Here is a 16,333-nt window from a genome sequence, read left to right as displayed (position 1 = left end):
TTGTCCATCACATGTAGAGATTCACTGATTGCCGTGAGTATAGTTTTTATTTGTTGGTAATTTACAGACGATTCAGTCAATTGACTTTTCTGTTCTAAGGCAGTGGATGTCGTTTGGGCCATACTTTCGCGAATATGCTCCATGGTCGCGGCATTGGAGATCCATAGGTCACGAAGCCTGCTTTGTTCGGCTTGAGCAAGAGCTGCAGCTCTTGCTCAAGCTTTTTGACTTTTTGTTCGAGCGTTTCAATCTCTAGCGGTGTGGGGCCATTTCCCTGAAACCAGGAACGGATAAAATTCAGCATTGCCGTTACCTTTTGAGTGCTCAAAAAGTATAGCAAAGTAATTTTTGCCTATTGATTATTGCCTACAGGGTTTTGCTAATAAACAGTGCCAACGCAATCATCCAGCCAAAACCGGCCAGTATCTTCCAAAATAGCATTGGGTCTTTTTCCAGAAAAGGTGTGCCCGCTGCTCCTGTCCAATTGGGGTTTGGTCGTTGCAGGTCGAGCTGCCACTCGGAGAGGGCGGCGTAGCGGTTGCCGGGCTGAATGCTCAGGGCCTTTGCCATCGCTTTGTCCAGCCATGGGGGCACCAGCGCGTTATGTTTTTGTGCGGGAATGTAAGTGAGCTTTTGGAAGCTCTTCAGGCTGTTTGCCTTACTGTAGGCCTCCCCATAGGGGTGCTTTTGGGTGAACATTTCATACAGTAGTACCGCTAGTGAAAATTGGTCGGATTTATGGCCAACATTACCGCCATAACGGTATTCCGGCGCAGAGTAGTCCAGTGTGCCGAGCACCTCGTCTCGCTGAAACGGCGCGCCAGCTTCCTGTATACCGGCTACCCAGCAGGAGCCAAAATCGATAATGGTGGCCCCCTGAGAGCCGATCACAATATTGGCGGGTTTTATGTCTTGATGGAGTGTGTCTTTGCGGTGAAAAGCGCGAATACCCTTAATGATTTGCTCTGTTAATTCGATGGCATCGGGAATGTCAAAGGGCGCACGTTCCTTTATTAGCTGCTGGAGTGTGGGGCCGGCGATATGTTCGGTAAGGTAATAGAGTGTTTTGCGCGCGTGTGGCGGTGTAACCACCCTGGCGACTTGGGCGTTTTGAATACGTGAGCCAATCCAAGATTCCATAACAAAACGCTCGATATATGCTGGGTCATCTTCGTAATTAACCGAGGGGGTTTTCATCACCAGCGGTGTACCCTGTTCATTTTTCACTAAATACACTTGGCTGCGTTCAGATTCGTGCAAGATTTTTTCGACGGTCATGCTATCCAGTTTATTACCGGGTTCGAGCAAAGGTGGGAAGGGTAGTTTCGATAGAATTGTGACCGCATCCGATTGCGAGGGTGTACCAATGGACAGCACACGAACGGCTTGAATACTGATGTTGTCTTTGGTGTTGTGTTCAGCGGAAAGTGCCGAGGCCTTGCTGGTGAGGGCTTCGGGGTTTTCTTGATTGTCGATTACCAGCTGATTAAATATTTTTGCTGGGATAGCATCGTGAATACCGTCGGAGGTGAGCACGTACAGATCGCCGGGCTCTACTTCGTCCATATGCATGTCCACATCTACGGTAATGTCGGCGCCCAAAGCGCGACTTAAGTAGGTGGTGTTTTTATCAATTACTTGGCAGTGGTCACGGGTTAATTGTTCTAACTGGTTGTCGCGTAGGCGATAAATACGCGTGTCACCAATGTGGAAGGTAAAGAGTTTGTCACCTTTTAAAACCAAGGCGCTAAAAGTAGTGAGATGGCCTTCACCCCTAATACTATTTTGGCTTAGTCCCCATAGGTAGGAGTTTAGTGAGTGAATTACTCGCACCGCGGATTGTTGCGTGCGCCAGGTTTCGGGTGTGGCGTAGTAGTCGGTTAAAAAACCTGTCACGGCCGCCTGGCTTGCCTGGCGAGCAGAAGAGCTACTGCTTACGCCGTCAGCAACAGCAATGGCAATACCCTTGGTGGCAAGTGTGGAATGTTGGTCATCTGACGGAATACGGGCGCCGACCGTATCTTGGTTTTCAGATTTGGGGCCTTTGTCGCTGATTTGCGACAGTTCTATTTTTAATGTCGATTTCAGGTGGTCCACTTGTTAATTCCTAATAAGTAGGGCGTGTTCACTGGCTCGAAAACAAAAGCAGCCCCAGTGGGGGGCTGCTTTAAAACGGTTAATAATACACGAATTACAAATTGTCGGATTAGGGGCTCCGCTATTAATTGATTTTAGTCTCTGCGTGGCTGGCAAGCCTTAGAGTAAGGCTTGTGACCTTTCCACGCAGGCCAAAAGTAATTAATTGAACTGCCCTTAGGTCAGTTCAATGTGTTGTACGGTGCCGTCGGGCAGTACTTCGGTCATATGGCCTTCTGGTTCTTCGAGAAATTGTACTACGAAGAATATCACTAGGGCACAGCCACCGATAATCATAAAGAAGGTGCTGGCCTCTACAAAGCTGTAGGCCGTTAGGAAGGTTACCGCACCAACGTTTCCGTAGGCGCCAGCCATGCCCGCAATCTGGCCTGTCATACGACGTTTAACCAGAGGCACCATGGCAAATACCGCGCCTTCGCCGGCTTGAACGAAGAAGGAGCAGAACATTACCGCCGCAACAGCAAAGAATATTGACCAACTACCGTTAACTTGCGAAAGGATAAAGTAGCCAATAGCCAAACCGCAGATAAAAATGGAGAGCGATTTACGTCGACCGTATTTGTCGCTGATGTAACCACCACCTGGGCGAGCAACCAAGTTCATAAACGCGAAGGCGGCACCTAGGGCTCCCGCCTGAACGAGGCTAAGGTTGGTAAAGGTTTCGAGGAAAAAGGCCGGTAGCATCGATACAACAGCCAGTTCGGAACCGAAGGTAACAAAGTAAGCCCAATCCAGAATAGCGACCTGCTTGAATTTGTATTTGTCGTGTTCAGCGGCGCCGTGGGCGAGCATTTCCTTGTTTACTTTATATATTTGTGAGAACTGGAATATACACAGTGCGACCAAGATAGCGTAGATAGTGTAGGTGGCTGTTTGAGTCAGCAGGCCAACACCCGCAGGGGAAAGCTTCCAGCTGAGCACTGCGAGGATAAAGTACATTGGCAGGTTCATTGCCAGGTAAAAATAAAAATCTTTCTTACTGGTGACTTCCAAACCGCCAGATTTTTTGGGTTTGAAGTAGGTGGAGCCTTTGGGTGTGTTACGGGCTTTCCAGTAGAAGAAAACGCCGTAGATCATCGCGAACACACCCGTACAGGCAATCGCATAGCGCCAGCCGTCGTCACCGCCAAACATCAACGCTAGCGTGGGTAAGCTGAAAGCGGCCGCCGCAGAACCGAAGTTACCCCAGCCGCCGTATACACCTTCAGCGAGGCCAACCTGCCGAGCAGGGAACCACTCGCCCACCATGCGAATACCAATCACAAAGCCTGCACCAGCAAAGCCCATGGCAAAACGCATAATCGCCAATTGCTCGTAGGTAGTCGAAAAGGCGAAGCCAATACACAGCAGGCCGGAGATAACCAGCAGCGCACTGTAAACTACGCGTGGGCCAAATTTATCGACGAGAATACCAATAACAATTCGTGCTGGAATGGTGAGCGCAACGTTGAGAATAAGCAGCGCTTTCCACTGGGCAATATCCATATCGAACGCGGCCATAATCAGTGGTTTCATGGGGGCGTGAGAAAACCACATAACAAAGGTTAAAAAGAAAGCAAACCATGTTACATGCAGGGTACGAATATTGGTCTGGCTGAAATCCAGCAGGTTGAGTTTGGAACTGCTCATCGTGTTTCCTTGAGTGGGTATATTGTTATGGCCTGTTGTTAAGCGCCGTGCACCATTAATGTCGATAAAACCAATTCAGCAATAAGCGTGCCAGGTTATTTTTGGTGCATTGTTGCCACAATATGGGCGCATTAGAGGTGAATATTATTAGTGGCATGTCTGTGCGTGGAAGTAATTGGTGCGCGAATACGGAAATATGATTTTAAGTGGTGCGCGCTTATTGTCCGATTGAAGATAACAAACTGACGTAAAAAATACGGTAGACTTCGTGGCTAGCGTGAAGTGAGGAATCAATGGCTCGACAAGCAACCGGTAAACGCAAAAATAATAAGCGACAAAGCAGTACCCAGAACGCGGCGTCCGCGTTGAGGTGGAAAACCAAAGGCTATTGGGCTGACTTGGCGTTGGCGCTAGGTTATGGATTGTTAACCCTGGTGGTTGCACTGAGTATCAGTTGGGTTGTTCTCGCCAAACAGAATTTTATTTACGGGGTTTGGCACGACCACGCGGGAATAGGTGCAGGAATTGACGAGTTTGGCCCCCAGAACCGCCATAAGGTAGGGTTTGGTGATACCTCCCGGCAAGAGCGCCTACGCGTATTTTCCGAGATTAATTTCAGCGTGCACCGTGGGGGGGAGGGGCTAGGAGATATCCGTTACCAATCGCCATCCAGTCATGGCGCGCAAAAGTTACTGCATAGTGCAGAAATTATTCATCTACAGGACGTCGCCAACCTGATCGACGTACTCTTTATGGCTGCCGTCGTAGCCTTTCTCATGTGGCTGGGGCTAGGTGGTTATCTAGTGCTCGCGGCTCGGCGCATGCCGGGCATTGCTCGCCAAACCCAATCCCTAGCGATAGCGCTGTTACCTGTGCTACTGATAGTGATGGTTGTAGGCCCGAAAGAGGTTTTCAACCAATTCCACATATGGATTTTTCCAGAAGACCATGAATGGTTTTTCTTTTATCAGGATTCCCTGATGTCTACTTTAATGCTCGCGCCGAATTTGTTTGGCTGGATAGCCCTTGTGTTAATGGCGCTGGCGACTTTTATTTTTGTATTTTTACAATGTGTTCTGGCCTTTTTGGCGCGTAAGTTTTCTTAGGAGTTGTGTGTTGAGATAGTTTTCATTAGGAAATGCTAAAATGCCTTGTATATTAGAAAATACTAATTTAGAATTTGCTTTGAGGGTGTGGGTTGAGGGCTAGTACTATGCAAAAGAGCGGTTCACAGCAGGCGGTAGGTGAGTTGAATGAGGTGTTGGTTAATGCCGGGTCGGCAGCGGCATTGTTGAAGAGCCTAGCTAACCCGCATCGTTTGATGGTGTTGTGTGTACTTGCGAGTGAGCAGCGGGAAATGTGTGTATCGGAGTTGAACGACCGTATCGCACTGTCACAATCAGCGCTTTCACAGCATCTTGCGCGTCTGCGGGGCGACAACTTAGTCACTACGCGTCGTGATTCCCAAACAATTTACTACTCAGTATCCGAAGGCCCCGCGATGGAGCTTATTCAAGTATTACAACATTATTATTGTGAAAAATGAAAGAGGCTAATGCTATGACGACAGAAATTAACAGCGGAACTAATATTGATACATTGGTATATCGGTTGGCCGGTATATTTGTTTTACTCAGTCTTGTACTTGCACATTTTCACCACCCCTACTGGCTGTGGTTTACCGCCTTTGTGGGTGTAAACCTGTTACAAGCTTCATTTACCGGCTTTTGTCCACTGGTCATTATTCTGCATAAAGTGGGCTTCAAGCCAGGAACGGCGTTTAAATGTGGTGTGAGTGAATAACCCCTAACAGGAATGGAGACAAACATGTTTGGCTTAGCTTCGGCATCGGTTCGTCACACTTTAAAACTGGCTGCATCATTGGTTTTAGTTGCAGTTTTTCAAACGGGTTGCGGCGAAAGTGACGAGGGCGCATTGCACAAGGTTTTCGATGGCACTGGGTTGGCAACAACAGAGGTAAAGCTTGCGCGGATCGCCTCGGAAACCGACTTCGACGGTGTCATTGAGGCCGTGAATCAGGCCGTGGTATCGGCGCAGACGAGTGGGCGTATTGTCGAAATGCCGTTCGATGTGGGTGATTTTGTTGCTCAGGGAGCCGTGGTTGCCCGCTTTACGGATACCGAACAGCAGGCTGGTCTTGCGGCGGCTAAAGCCCAGCTCGAGGAAGCAAAAGCTCGCTTTGCCGAAGCAGACCAACAATTAATACGAGTGGCCGATGTACATAAGCGCGGTATGGTTGCTCAAGCTGTTTTTGATCAAGCTAAGGCGGCGCAAAAAGCCGCCGCTGCGCGGGTGGAGTCGGCTCAGGCGGCTACAAAAGATGCCAGCGAGCGTTTGTCGCATACCGTCGTCGTGGCCCCTTATAGCGGTATAGTTGTAAAAAGTCTTGCTGATGTGGGGGCAACCGTAGCGCCCGGCAGCCCGCTACTAGAAGGGTTGTCATTAGACCACCTTCGAGTTTTGGTGGATATCCCTCAGCAGCATATTGGGCCTTTGCGCAAGCACAAAAAAGCACGCGTTATTCTCGCCGACGGCGCCAGCATTAGCGTAACGGAAATGCGTATTCCCCCCAGTGCAGACCCGAGTACCCACAGCTTTCGGGTGTTATTACAATTACCCGAAGGCGGAAGCGCCGAGCCTATTTTTCCTGGTACTTTGGTGAAGGTTGCATTTGTTAACGGTGAGCGAGAACAGCTATTAGTTCCCTCGCGGGCAATCGCTCGCCGAGGTGAAGTGGCCGGTGCTTACGTTATTTCAAAAAGCCAATCAGCGATAGAATTTCGTTACCTGCGTTTAGGCCGGGCATTAACGACCGGAAAAACCACCATTCTGGCGGGTTTGGAGCAGGGTGAAACAGTTGCACTTGATCCAGTTGCGGCTGCGACGGCCTATAAAACCCAACGTTTTTCTGGCGAAAAATAAAAGGAAAAACAGAAAAATGACTACGCAAAATGAACGTCCACTTGGAATATCTGGTTGCATTGCCAAAGCATTTCTTACATCCGAAATAACGCCTTTATTGGCGTTGGTAGGTTTGCTGTTGGGGTTATTTGCCGTATTTGTAACACCGCGGGAAGAAGAGCCGCAAATAAACGTTACATTTGCCAATGTGTTTATTCCATTTCCAGGCGCTACCGCAAAAGAGGTGGAGTCGCTAGTAACCACACCGGCAGAACAGGTGGTTTCGGAAATAGAAGGCGTAAAGCATGTATATTCGGCGTCTTCTCCGGGTATGGCGGTACTTACGGTACGTTTTCGTGTCGGCGAGCCTCGCACCGATGCCATTGTCCGCCTCTATAATGCTTTCTACTCAAACCAAGATATGCTGCCGTACAATTTAGGTGTTGGCCAGCCACTGATTAAACCCAAAGGTATTGATGATGTTCCTGTTGTATCCGGTACCCTGTGGAGTAAAAACCCCGATATAAATTCGGCAGATTTATTAAATATTGCGCACTCTATTGAAGCCGAGTTACAGCGGGTACCCGGCACGCGTGATATTGAGATTATTGGCGGTGCTGCGCGCATTGTACAAGTTAACTTCGACCCAACCCGATTGTCGGCCTATGGTTTATCGCTGGCTGACATTCGTTACAGTCTTGCTGCGGCTAATACCTCGGCAGAGGCTGGCCGTTTGACCAACAATAACACTGAAATTGAAATTCAAGCCGGTAGCTTTTTAGTGTCTGCCGATGAAATTAGTGAGCTAGTTGTAGGTGTGCAAAATGGCGCACCGGTATTTTTACAAGATATTGCGACAATACAGTTGTCAGCAGAAACACCGGCATCCTATGTTAGTTATGGTACCGGATCAGCTTCAGAGCAGATGCCTGGTCGCTACCCGGCGGTTACACTTTCCGTTGCTAAAAAGCCCGGCGAGAATGCCGTAGATGTTGCAAACGCCGTAATTAATCGATTTGAACAGATTGAAGGCATTTACTTTCCTGATGGCGTAGAAGCTACCATTACCCGTAACTACGGCGCGACAGCGGAAGAAAAAGCGCAAACGCTCATTAAAAAGCTTATCTTTGCCACTATTTCCGTCATTGTATTAGTACTTTTTGCGTTGGGTCGTCGTGAAGCGATTGTCGTGGGCGTTGCGGTGGTCGCAACCTTGGCCATTACATTGTTTGCCTCATGGGCTTGGGGTTTTACCCTAAACCGCGTTTCACTTTTTGCCTTGATATTTTCCATTGGTATTTTGGTAGACGATGCCATTGTGGTGGTGGAAAATATTCACCGGCATATGTCGATGGGCGGAAAAACGTTAAAAGAATCCATTCCTATTGCCGTTGACGAAGTCGGTGGCCCCACAATTCTGGCGACTTTCACGGTAATAGCGGCACTCTTACCTATGGCGTTCGTGACGGGTTTAATGGGGCCTTATATGCGCCCGATTCCCATTAATGCCTCTACAGGAATGTTAATTTCATTGGCGGTTGCCTTTGTGGTTACTCCCTGGTTATTTTTACGCTTATTTAAAAATCAGCCTATTGCGGATGAGGGTGGTCATAGTCAAGAGCCTGGTCAGGGCAAGCTTCATATCTTTTTTCATAAGTTACTCACGCCGTTTTTAAACGGCGTGGCGGGCAGGAAAAACCGTATTTTTCTATTGTTTGGTATTTTGGGCTTGATTGGCTTTTCTCTTAGCTTGGTGGTTACACAATCGGTCATTATGAAAATGCTGCCATTCGATAATAAAAGTGAATTTCAAGTGGTAGTGGATATGCCGGAAGGTACGCCGCTGGAAGAAACCTATCGTGTTTTACAGGCATTGTCCGATGACCTAGAGGCCTTACCCGAATTGCTGGACTACCAAATTTACGCAGGTACAGCAGCGCCGATTAATTTTAACGGCTTGGTCAGACAGTATTATTTGCGTGTAGAGCCGCATATGGGTGACATTCAAGTGAACCTTGTGCATAAAAACAAGCGTGAACGTAAAAGCCACGATATTGCGTTACATGCGCGTGAACTTCTGCGGGGAACGGCGCAATTATTTAATGCCAATGTGAAAGTTGTGGAAATGCCACCGGGGCCACCGGTAATGGCGCCACTTGTCGCAGAAATATATGGCCTGGATTATAAGCGGCAATTGAACGTGGCCAAGCAGGTACGCGAAGTTTTCCAAAATACCGCTGATGTGGTTGACGTCGATTCCACTATCGAGGCTGAGCAGGAAAAATGGGTATTGGTAATAGACCGTGCCCGTGCTGCGAAGCTTGGGGTGAGCCAGCAGGCTATCGTTGCCGATATTTCGGCTGCGCTTAAAGGTGAAGACATTTCGTATTTGCACGATGAGCATGCCAAGGTGGCAATACCAGTACGTTTGGCGTTAGCCGCAACGGATAGGGGGGGTTTAAGTGCGCTGCAAAGCCTGCGGGTGAAATCTCGCTCTGGTGCCATGGTTGCTCTTTCGGAGCTGACCCGTGTGCAAAAACAGACGCGCGACCAGACGATATATCACAAGGATTTATTACCCGTTGTCTACATTATGGGGGATGCTGCTGGTGTAACTGACAGCCCCTTGTACGGTTTAGCATCCATTGCGGCGGACTTAAGTGATAGAACCGTTGACGGTGTAATTATTGAACCTTTTTATATTCAGCAGCCGGAGAACCCTTATAGCTGGAGTATGAAGTGGGATGGTGAGTGGCAGGTCACCTTTGAAACATTTCGCGATATGGGTATTGCTTATTCAATTGGCTTGATTATGATCTATTTGCTGGTTGTAGCCCAGTTTCGTTCATATTCAACGCCGCTTATTATTATGGCGCCAATCCCCCTCACAATTATTGGCATAATGCCAGGGCACGCCCTCTTGGGGCAGCAATTTACCGCGCCATCGATGATCGGCATGATTGCCTTGGCGGGTATTATTGTGAGGAACTCCATTTTATTAGTGGATTTTATTCAGCAGCAGATAGCTGAAGGAAAGAGCCTGCAGGAGGCGACAATTGAAGCAGCCGCTGTGCGTTCTATACCGATTGCATTAACCGCTGTGGCGGCCATGATGGGAGGCTTTTTTATTCTCGACGACCCCATTTTTGGCGGCTTGGCAGTCTCGCTCATTTTTGGGTTACTGGTTTCCACTGTTTTAACTTTACTCGTTATTCCGGTGGTGTACTACGCTTATGAATATCAGCAGAAATCCACTCGTGTGGGTTGACTTTATTCTGTATTATTCAGAGGCGCTCTGTTATGAGCAGTGCAAAATTTGCGGCCGTAGTCTTGGCGTCTACGATGTTGGCGCAAGTTCCATTGAGCCGCGCCGACAACACTTTATTTGATCTCTCACTCGATGAGCTGCTCCAACTCGAAATTTCATCAGCGTCAAAATCAACAGATGTTGTGCGCGACATTCCCGCATCTGTAACAATATTAACGCGTGATGATATTGAGTTAATGGGATACAGCACTTTTGAAGAGCTGCTGATGAATGTGCCGGGCTTTTATCATATTGATTCTTATGAAGATTTCTTGATTGGTGTTCGGGGTACCGTCGGTGGCTCCATCGCTTTTCTGGTAAATGGCGTTCAACAACATCCGACTCGCACAAAAACCCTTTCGATTCCGGACAGGTCAAGAACCAATATTCCAATCGAATCCATCGATAGAGTTGAAATTGTACGAGGGCCGGGCTCGGTCATTTATGGTAATAATGCATTTTTTGGCAGTATTAATGTTATTACAAATGATCATTCCGTGCAGGCAAGTCGTGTATCGGCTTCTGTGGGCGAAAACAATTATCGTTCCGGGTTTGCGCGTGTGGCAATTGATGCAGAGGAAGGCCACTCGGTATTAAATATTGGCGGTTATTCCAGTGACGGGATAGGCGGGGATATTGAGAACCTGGTCAGCCCTGAATCTTTCCAAAATATGCTGGCGGGTGGCGATATCTATACTCAGCTTGACGGCACGCTGGTGCACGATATGTTTAGTGCAGATTTAAGTGGAGAGTTTGAAAACCTTCACTACGGTTTTCGCTATTCGGACATGCACTATGGCTTCTATGCATTGAACCCTGGTTTTGATGAAGGTAACAGGTTAGACCTGATTTCGTGGAGCGCCAACCTAGAGTATAACGTTAACCTAAGTGCTAATACCGTTGCACAATACAATGTGATTCTCAGCGAGGAAACCTACTATGTAGATCCTGATTTCTTTGTTCCTGATATTCGAGGATACCAGCGCCAGGGTAGCGATCGCACAGAGGTTGAAGCGCTGCTGAGTGGCAATGGTTCATTGCATTGGGTGGCTGGCGTTAACTATCAATTGTTGGGGGATATATACAACAATGCCGATATTCCAGAAATTGGGTTTTTCAGCCTGGCCAAAACCGACGAAGTTGCCAGTACTGCGGCCTTTGCAAATTTACGCTACGATCTGAATGAAAAAGTGCAATTGTCGGGAGGCTTGCGGGTATCAAATGTGGGTTCGTATGATGTTGCTTTTACTACCCTAAATGCAGATGACGAAAAAGAACATAGCTATGTATCGCTCGATTCTCGCGTCGACAACACCTATAAACTTGCGGCAAGTTGGTCGCTCACCGAGCAGGATTTGATTAAGTTAGTAAACAGTACAGCAACGCAAGACAATAGCTCTGTTCAGTTGGTAGACCCGGAATTTATTCGTACCACAGAACTCAATTATTTACACTCTGGTAAAAAAAATACCGTGTCTGTAAGTTTGTTTGAAAATGACATTCAAAAGTTACGTCGTCGTATCGTACGTTTGACTGACGAAGGTGTGGTGGAGGATATTGACAATAACTCACACTGGATAACCCAGGGCGTAGAGTTCGTGGCAACAGCTAGGCCTATGAGTAGGTTGATGGCAGAGGTGAGTGGCGTTTATCAAAACAGTGAAGATAAAACCCTTAATGGAGAGTCTGTAGCCTATTCGCCAGAAAGTCAGTTTAAGTTCAAGCTGGGTTATGGCTTAAAAGAATTGAGTTTCAGTATCTCGGTAGTTTACGTTAGTGATATGTTTACGCCTTACTCTGTCGATGTGAGTAACCCCGATGGAAACAGTATTGACTATATTGGTCGCAAGGCCGATAGCTACACCTTGATTAATGGCAATGTACGGTATCAAAAAGCTAAAAGCCCCTGGTATGTGAAGCTTCATGGATTTAATCTGGCGGATAACGAATTTCGATACCCTGCTAATGAGCTGACGAATTTTGAATATGGTGCCTATGGGCCTGGGCGTAGGTTGGTGCTAACGTTTGGCTATGATACGCAATAGTGTGCGCAGAAATATAAAAAGGCCGCTTAGTGAGCGGCCTTTTTTGTTTTGATATGCAGGGCACTTCTATGCAGGGCAACAACCCCGGAGGGCGAGGTCTGGAAAGCCTTATTGCGGCGTTGGCCTGCTGTGCAGCCCTCTTGTGCTATGGCGTGCAGAGGCAAAAGCCAATTGTTAGAGGTGAACTACAGGTCGATTTCGGTAGTTGCCATTATTTCGTTGTTAATTCCACGATAGTCCCGAAGCGGGCGATATTTTCTCTGCAAGCGTTTCTGTCTTAGAGCCGTCGGCATTCATAGTTTTCAAAGAATACTCTCTTGCCGCTAGAAAGTCTGAATAGAAGTAAGCGATGCGGGTGTTGTCGGGGGAGAACGTAGGTAGCCTAAATAAATGGTCGCCCAGGGTAATTTGCCGTGCTTCGCCTTTTGGTGTTGCTTTGAATATATGCATGCCGCCCTCATATACTTTGCGCTGAGCCTTTTCATCATAGTAAAACCTGTAGTCTACGAGGGCAGAAAAAAGTAGTTCGCGGCTGTCTGTGGACCAGCTTACACCATCTTGAGCGTGAGTATTATCTTTGGATACCAATGTATCAATCCCGGTTTTAAGGTTCAGTACCCGTAACTGTCTAATGCCTTGGTGGAACGGGTTGCGAATATAGGCGAGTTGTTCACCATCAGGGGAAACTTTCAGATAGTCAAAACGCTTCATTACGGGGTCTTGGTCACTCGGAGCGTAGTCGGGCGTAGGTTTAGTTAATGCCGACTCGATAAGGTGAGCTACTTGCCCTGAGGCAAGGTCGATTTGGCTAACATAGGCCGCAGTATCGGAGTAGTGCGCAACATAAATACTTTCGCTGTCTGGAGCCCAATTGTAATTGGAGACCACTTTGTTTGATAACAGGTGCTTTCTTTTATCGCCATTTGCGGGCATTAACATAAAAGTATTGTGTTGTTTTTCTTTTAGTATGTATGAAATCCATTCGCCATTGGGGCTGTATTGAGGGGCTAGCTCTGTTCCTTCCTGCTGGGTGAGTTGTTCTATATCGGTTTGTCCGGCTTTTATGCGAAACAAATCGTAGGTTTCTTTGTGTTTTTTTAGCGTGATTTTATGATTTTTTTTTCGGTTAGACAAAAAGACTAGGTCACCGTTGGGCGCATAGCTTGCGTCCAAATCTCGCCAGCGATCGTCGTCCGTAATCGCCAGTAATTCACCGTCTGCCGTTAGGCTGCGAATATTGACGGAGGGCCCAATGGTTTTAACCAAAAAGTGTAAAGAAGCGTCAGCTTCTATTTGAGGCTGTTCGGTCGAGCACGCGCTAAGCAGCTGGAAGCCAAGTAAGGATAAAAAAAAGTAAGAGATAGAGCTAAAACGAGTAAGTGCTTTAAAGTTGCAGTGTGGGAAATTTAGACGTGTCATTTTTATGGATTACCTTTCCGTCTTTGTTGGAATTTTTATACGCCTTAAGGGCACCTCTAATAATATCAGTAATGGGGTTTTTGGAGTATGACGTCTTGAAGGTTATGGTAAGAATTTTCTTTCCCGCATAAAAGAAAACCGCGACCGATCAGGCCGCGGTTTGTTATGAGTGCCCTTCTACGATTGCAGAAGGGCGACACTTACGCATTACAGAGCAGGATAAGCTTTTTCCACTAATACCTGGAAGGCTTCTGGGAACCAGCGACCAGCGTGTGGTGCGTTGTCCATTGCGCCAGTACCGTAGGTGCTGTCGTAACGGTTATCTGCATTTGGATCACACATTGGGTCGTGCTGCTTGTTGGGGTCGTTAGGATCGATCTCGAAATTGGGATCGGAAACTCCGTCAGACTCGCCCTGAGGCTTAACCCAAACATAAGCGTCAATACCTGCGTGTGGAGCAGCCTGAGGGCGGTAGCCAACACCACCGGCCTGGTTACACCAGTTACCACGGTGCTCACGGCGGTCGATGCGGGATTCGTTAACATAGGTGTTTAGATCGCTACTGGTAGACGCCTGAGTAGGACGGTCGGAACCACCCCATCCATTCCGGGCAGTATCAATCAGCATGCCGATGTTACTAGGCAAACCACGTGAAACCATCGCGTTACGCCAGTCAGTTACGAAGCTCAGCTCATCAGCATACATGTTCCACTCATAGAAGTCGGCCGAACGAAGAGGAAGGCCGCCTACCTGAAGGTTTACGTCGCTGATGAAAGGTTCTTCAACTGGAGTGTAGTTAGCCGAGTTGGATACGAAGCCCGCAATTGGGTTAATCCCATTGCCAAGGTTGGAAACCGCATCGCCGATAAGGGCAGCACCAGCAGTGAAGTTGTCTGACCAACCCAACCAGCCAGAGTGAGCGATGTCAACATAGGAGTACACATTGTCTAGAGTTCCGAGCTGCTGCAGCGCATAACGAATACCGTCAACATAACCGCCTGCACCGGAAGCTTCCTGACAGTCAGGCTCGTCTAGGTTGGTGATCAGGTTAGGCAGTGAGTCAACTTCGATAACCGCTGCAATACGCAATGCAGCGTAAGCAGGATCGCTTAGAATAGACACGATTTCGTCGATGTACTGAGTTTGGTAGATTTCAAAGCCACCTTCAGAAATACGCAGTTCACCGTTGGAAGCCAAGGCCGCACAGTCACGGTTAGGCAGGTCGTAAACAACGAATTCGAATAGGTTGGCATTTTGAGCTAACGCTTCATCTAGGTGACCGCGCAAGCCAAGACCGTCGCCATCGGCTGGGCCAGCAATTGCTCCAATGCGGTCCATCCATACGAAAGTTGCTTCACCGGCAATGGAAGAACCACCAGGCTCACCAGAAGCCTTGTCAGACCATACGGGGTCTACGTACCACTTGGCACCTACGAACGGGTTATCTACACGGTCGATGTCAGGAGTGCTGGAAGACGAGCTGCTAGAGCTAGAGCTGCTGGAAGAACTAGAGCTGCTTGAAGAAGAGCTAGAGATGCTAGAAGAACTTGAAGAGCTGGAGCTGCTAGAGGAAGAGCTGGAGCTGCTAGAGCTACTTGAAGAAGAGCTAGAGCTGGACGTCGAATCACACGAACCTAGGTTAGACCAAGTGCCATCGCTGCCAGGAACACTGTTGGTGTACCAGTTGGCTTGATAGAGCGTGTTGTCGTAAACCATCTGGTCTCCGCCTTCGGCATGGTTGTATGCACCGCCGGCCCAGTCTTTCGCTGTCCAGTTAGGGTATACATTCACGCCAGCACAGCTGCCAGTTCCAGTGCTGCTGGAAGAAGAGCTTGAGCTGCTGGAAGAGCTAATACTTGAAGAAGAGCTTGAGCTGCTGGAAGAGCTACTACTTGAAGAAGAGCTTGAACTGCTGCTGCTTGAAGAGGAGCTTGAGCTGCTGGAAGAGCTGCTACTAGAAGAGCTTGAGCTGCTGGAGGTTGAACCGCGAACGCTACAACTGCTAACGCTTAGGTTTCCGTTGGAAGTACCTTGGAAGCCTACGGAGGTGGAACCACCTGCATTCAGGTTACCGTTCCAGCTAATGTTGCTTGCCGTTACTGTGTTACCGGAAGATGAGTAGTTAGCATTCCAGCCAGCGCTGAAGCCGGCGTCGGCGTCAAAAGTGACGTCGATTGTCCAGTCAGAAGAAGCGGAGCTTCCGTTGTTAGTTACGGTTACGTCAGCCTGATAGCCAGAGTTCCACTGGTTAAGGCCCGTTACTTCACAGGTAAGTTGCGCGAAGGCTGCAGGCGATAAAAATACCGCCATCGCAGCGCTAGCTAGGCGCAAGTTTTTAAACATTTTGTTTATTTTCATTTTTCGTCCTCTAGGGGGTGTCGAATAAAACTAGCTCGCAAAACATGATGCCCATAAATATTAATCGAGTAGGGCGTGCTCTATGCCGGTGGGAAGACAAAAGATGGATACACTTATGCACAACCGGCTGGGTGAAATAGCCTTATGGGCGAGGTTCACCAACGATAGAAATTATAATTTTTACTGTTCCCAAAACGTTTGCGTTTTTATTATGTGTAAACGTTTGGGGCCCCGTAGGTAACAATGTGTCTTTAAACACAAAAACACATTTGCGATTACAAAAAGCCGTCTTACTTATTATTCTTCGGCTCCTATCCGCAGGGCTTTGGCCATGGTAACTGAAATGGCTGTGGGGGTGTACAGATTGTTGGGCCAAATATACAAACTTGGGAAAAAGGTATGGTTTTTTGTGCACTGGATATTATAAAAAGAAATTTAATACCCCGTTTCATATTGCAAAGCTGAATTAGTGGGCGACATTGGAGTGGGCGCTTTT

General features: G+C 47.9%; 10 protein-coding genes. 6 read left to right on the top strand and 4 right to left on the bottom strand.

Translation table 11 applies throughout. The annotated features are described in order from the left end of the window. Positions 1–366 precede the first annotated feature (366 nt). Together H5336_RS18655 and H5336_RS18650 are read right to left on the bottom strand one after the other, a co-directional pair. Positions 367–2,097 carry a bifunctional protein-serine/threonine kinase/phosphatase gene (locus H5336_RS18655; protein WP_185235983.1) on the bottom strand — a complete coding sequence of 577 codons (1,731 nt, stop codon included), beginning with the start codon at positions 2,095–2,097 and terminating at the stop codon, positions 367–369. A 216-nt stretch (positions 2,098–2,313) separates the two neighbouring features. Then, positions 2,314–3,786 (bottom strand): NarK family nitrate/nitrite MFS transporter, encoded by a 1,473-nt coding sequence (locus H5336_RS18650; RefSeq protein WP_185235982.1) that lies wholly within the window; start codon positions 3,784–3,786, stop codon positions 2,314–2,316. A gap of 293 nt (positions 3,787–4,079) precedes the next feature. On the opposite strand from H5336_RS18650, the gene H5336_RS18645 reads away from it, so the two are divergent. From H5336_RS18645 to H5336_RS18620, 6 genes are all read left to right on the top strand, one after another. Continuing rightward, positions 4,080–4,892 carry a lipoprotein intramolecular transacylase Lit gene (locus H5336_RS18645; protein WP_185235981.1) on the top strand — a complete coding sequence of 271 codons (813 nt, stop codon included), beginning with the start codon at positions 4,080–4,082 and terminating at the stop codon, positions 4,890–4,892. A gap of 107 nt (positions 4,893–4,999) precedes the next feature. Next, a complete protein-coding gene (locus H5336_RS18640) occupies positions 5,000–5,332 on the top strand; it encodes an ArsR/SmtB family transcription factor (protein WP_185235980.1) in 333 nt (110 codons plus the stop codon). 14 nt (positions 5,333–5,346) lie between these two features. Further along, entirely contained in the window at positions 5,347–5,589 is a 243-nt protein-coding gene (locus H5336_RS18635; protein ID WP_221628237.1) for a YgaP family membrane protein, read from the top strand. Positions 5,590–5,613: 24 nt separating this feature from the next. Continuing rightward, positions 5,614–6,729, top strand: a complete 1,116-nt coding sequence (locus H5336_RS18630) for an efflux RND transporter periplasmic adaptor subunit (protein ID WP_185235979.1) — start codon at positions 5,614–5,616, stop codon at positions 6,727–6,729. A 16-nt stretch (positions 6,730–6,745) separates the two neighbouring features. Next, on the top strand, positions 6,746–9,976 hold the full coding sequence (locus tag H5336_RS18625; RefSeq protein ID WP_185235978.1) for an efflux RND transporter permease subunit: 3,231 nt from the start codon (positions 6,746–6,748) through the stop codon (positions 9,974–9,976). A gap of 32 nt (positions 9,977–10,008) precedes the next feature. Next, positions 10,009–12,060 (top strand): TonB-dependent receptor plug domain-containing protein, encoded by a 2,052-nt coding sequence (locus H5336_RS18620; RefSeq protein ID WP_185235977.1) that lies wholly within the window; start codon positions 10,009–10,011, stop codon positions 12,058–12,060. Between the two features lie 222 nt (positions 12,061–12,282). On the opposite strand, the gene H5336_RS18615 is transcribed toward H5336_RS18620, so the two are convergent. After that, positions 12,283–13,479, bottom strand: coding sequence for a TolB family protein (locus H5336_RS18615; protein ID WP_185235976.1), 1,197 nt, complete (start codon positions 13,477–13,479; stop codon positions 12,283–12,285). 207 nt (positions 13,480–13,686) lie between these two features. Further along, a complete protein-coding gene (locus H5336_RS18610; protein WP_185235975.1) occupies positions 13,687–15,837 on the bottom strand; it encodes a glycoside hydrolase family 6 protein in 2,151 nt (716 codons plus the stop codon). Between the last annotated feature and the right edge of the window lie 496 nt (positions 15,838–16,333).

The organism is Teredinibacter franksiae (assembly GCF_014218805.1).
Taxonomy (GTDB): domain Bacteria; phylum Pseudomonadota; class Gammaproteobacteria; order Pseudomonadales; family Cellvibrionaceae; genus Teredinibacter; species Teredinibacter franksiae.
This window is presented reverse-complemented; position numbering and strand designations above follow the sequence as displayed.

Coding starts and splice junctions, on each gene's coding strand:
- H5336_RS18650 (WP_185235982.1), bottom strand. CDS start 3,786: ATGAGCAGTTCCAAACTCAACCTGCTGGATTTCAGCCAGACCAATATT.
- H5336_RS18645 (WP_185235981.1), top strand. CDS start 4,080: ATGGCTCGACAAGCAACCGGTAAACGCAAAAATAATAAGCGACAAAGC.
- H5336_RS18640 (WP_185235980.1), top strand. CDS start 5,000: ATGCAAAAGAGCGGTTCACAGCAGGCGGTAGGTGAGTTGAATGAGGTG.
- H5336_RS18635 (WP_221628237.1), top strand. CDS start 5,347: ATGACGACAGAAATTAACAGCGGAACTAATATTGATACATTGGTATAT.
- H5336_RS18630 (WP_185235979.1), top strand. CDS start 5,614: ATGTTTGGCTTAGCTTCGGCATCGGTTCGTCACACTTTAAAACTGGCT.
- H5336_RS18625 (WP_185235978.1), top strand. CDS start 6,746: ATGACTACGCAAAATGAACGTCCACTTGGAATATCTGGTTGCATTGCC.
- H5336_RS18620 (WP_185235977.1), top strand. CDS start 10,009: ATGAGCAGTGCAAAATTTGCGGCCGTAGTCTTGGCGTCTACGATGTTG.
- H5336_RS18615 (WP_185235976.1), bottom strand. CDS start 13,479: ATGACACGTCTAAATTTCCCACACTGCAACTTTAAAGCACTTACTCGT.
- H5336_RS18610 (WP_185235975.1), bottom strand. CDS start 15,837: ATGAAAATAAACAAAATGTTTAAAAACTTGCGCCTAGCTAGCGCTGCG.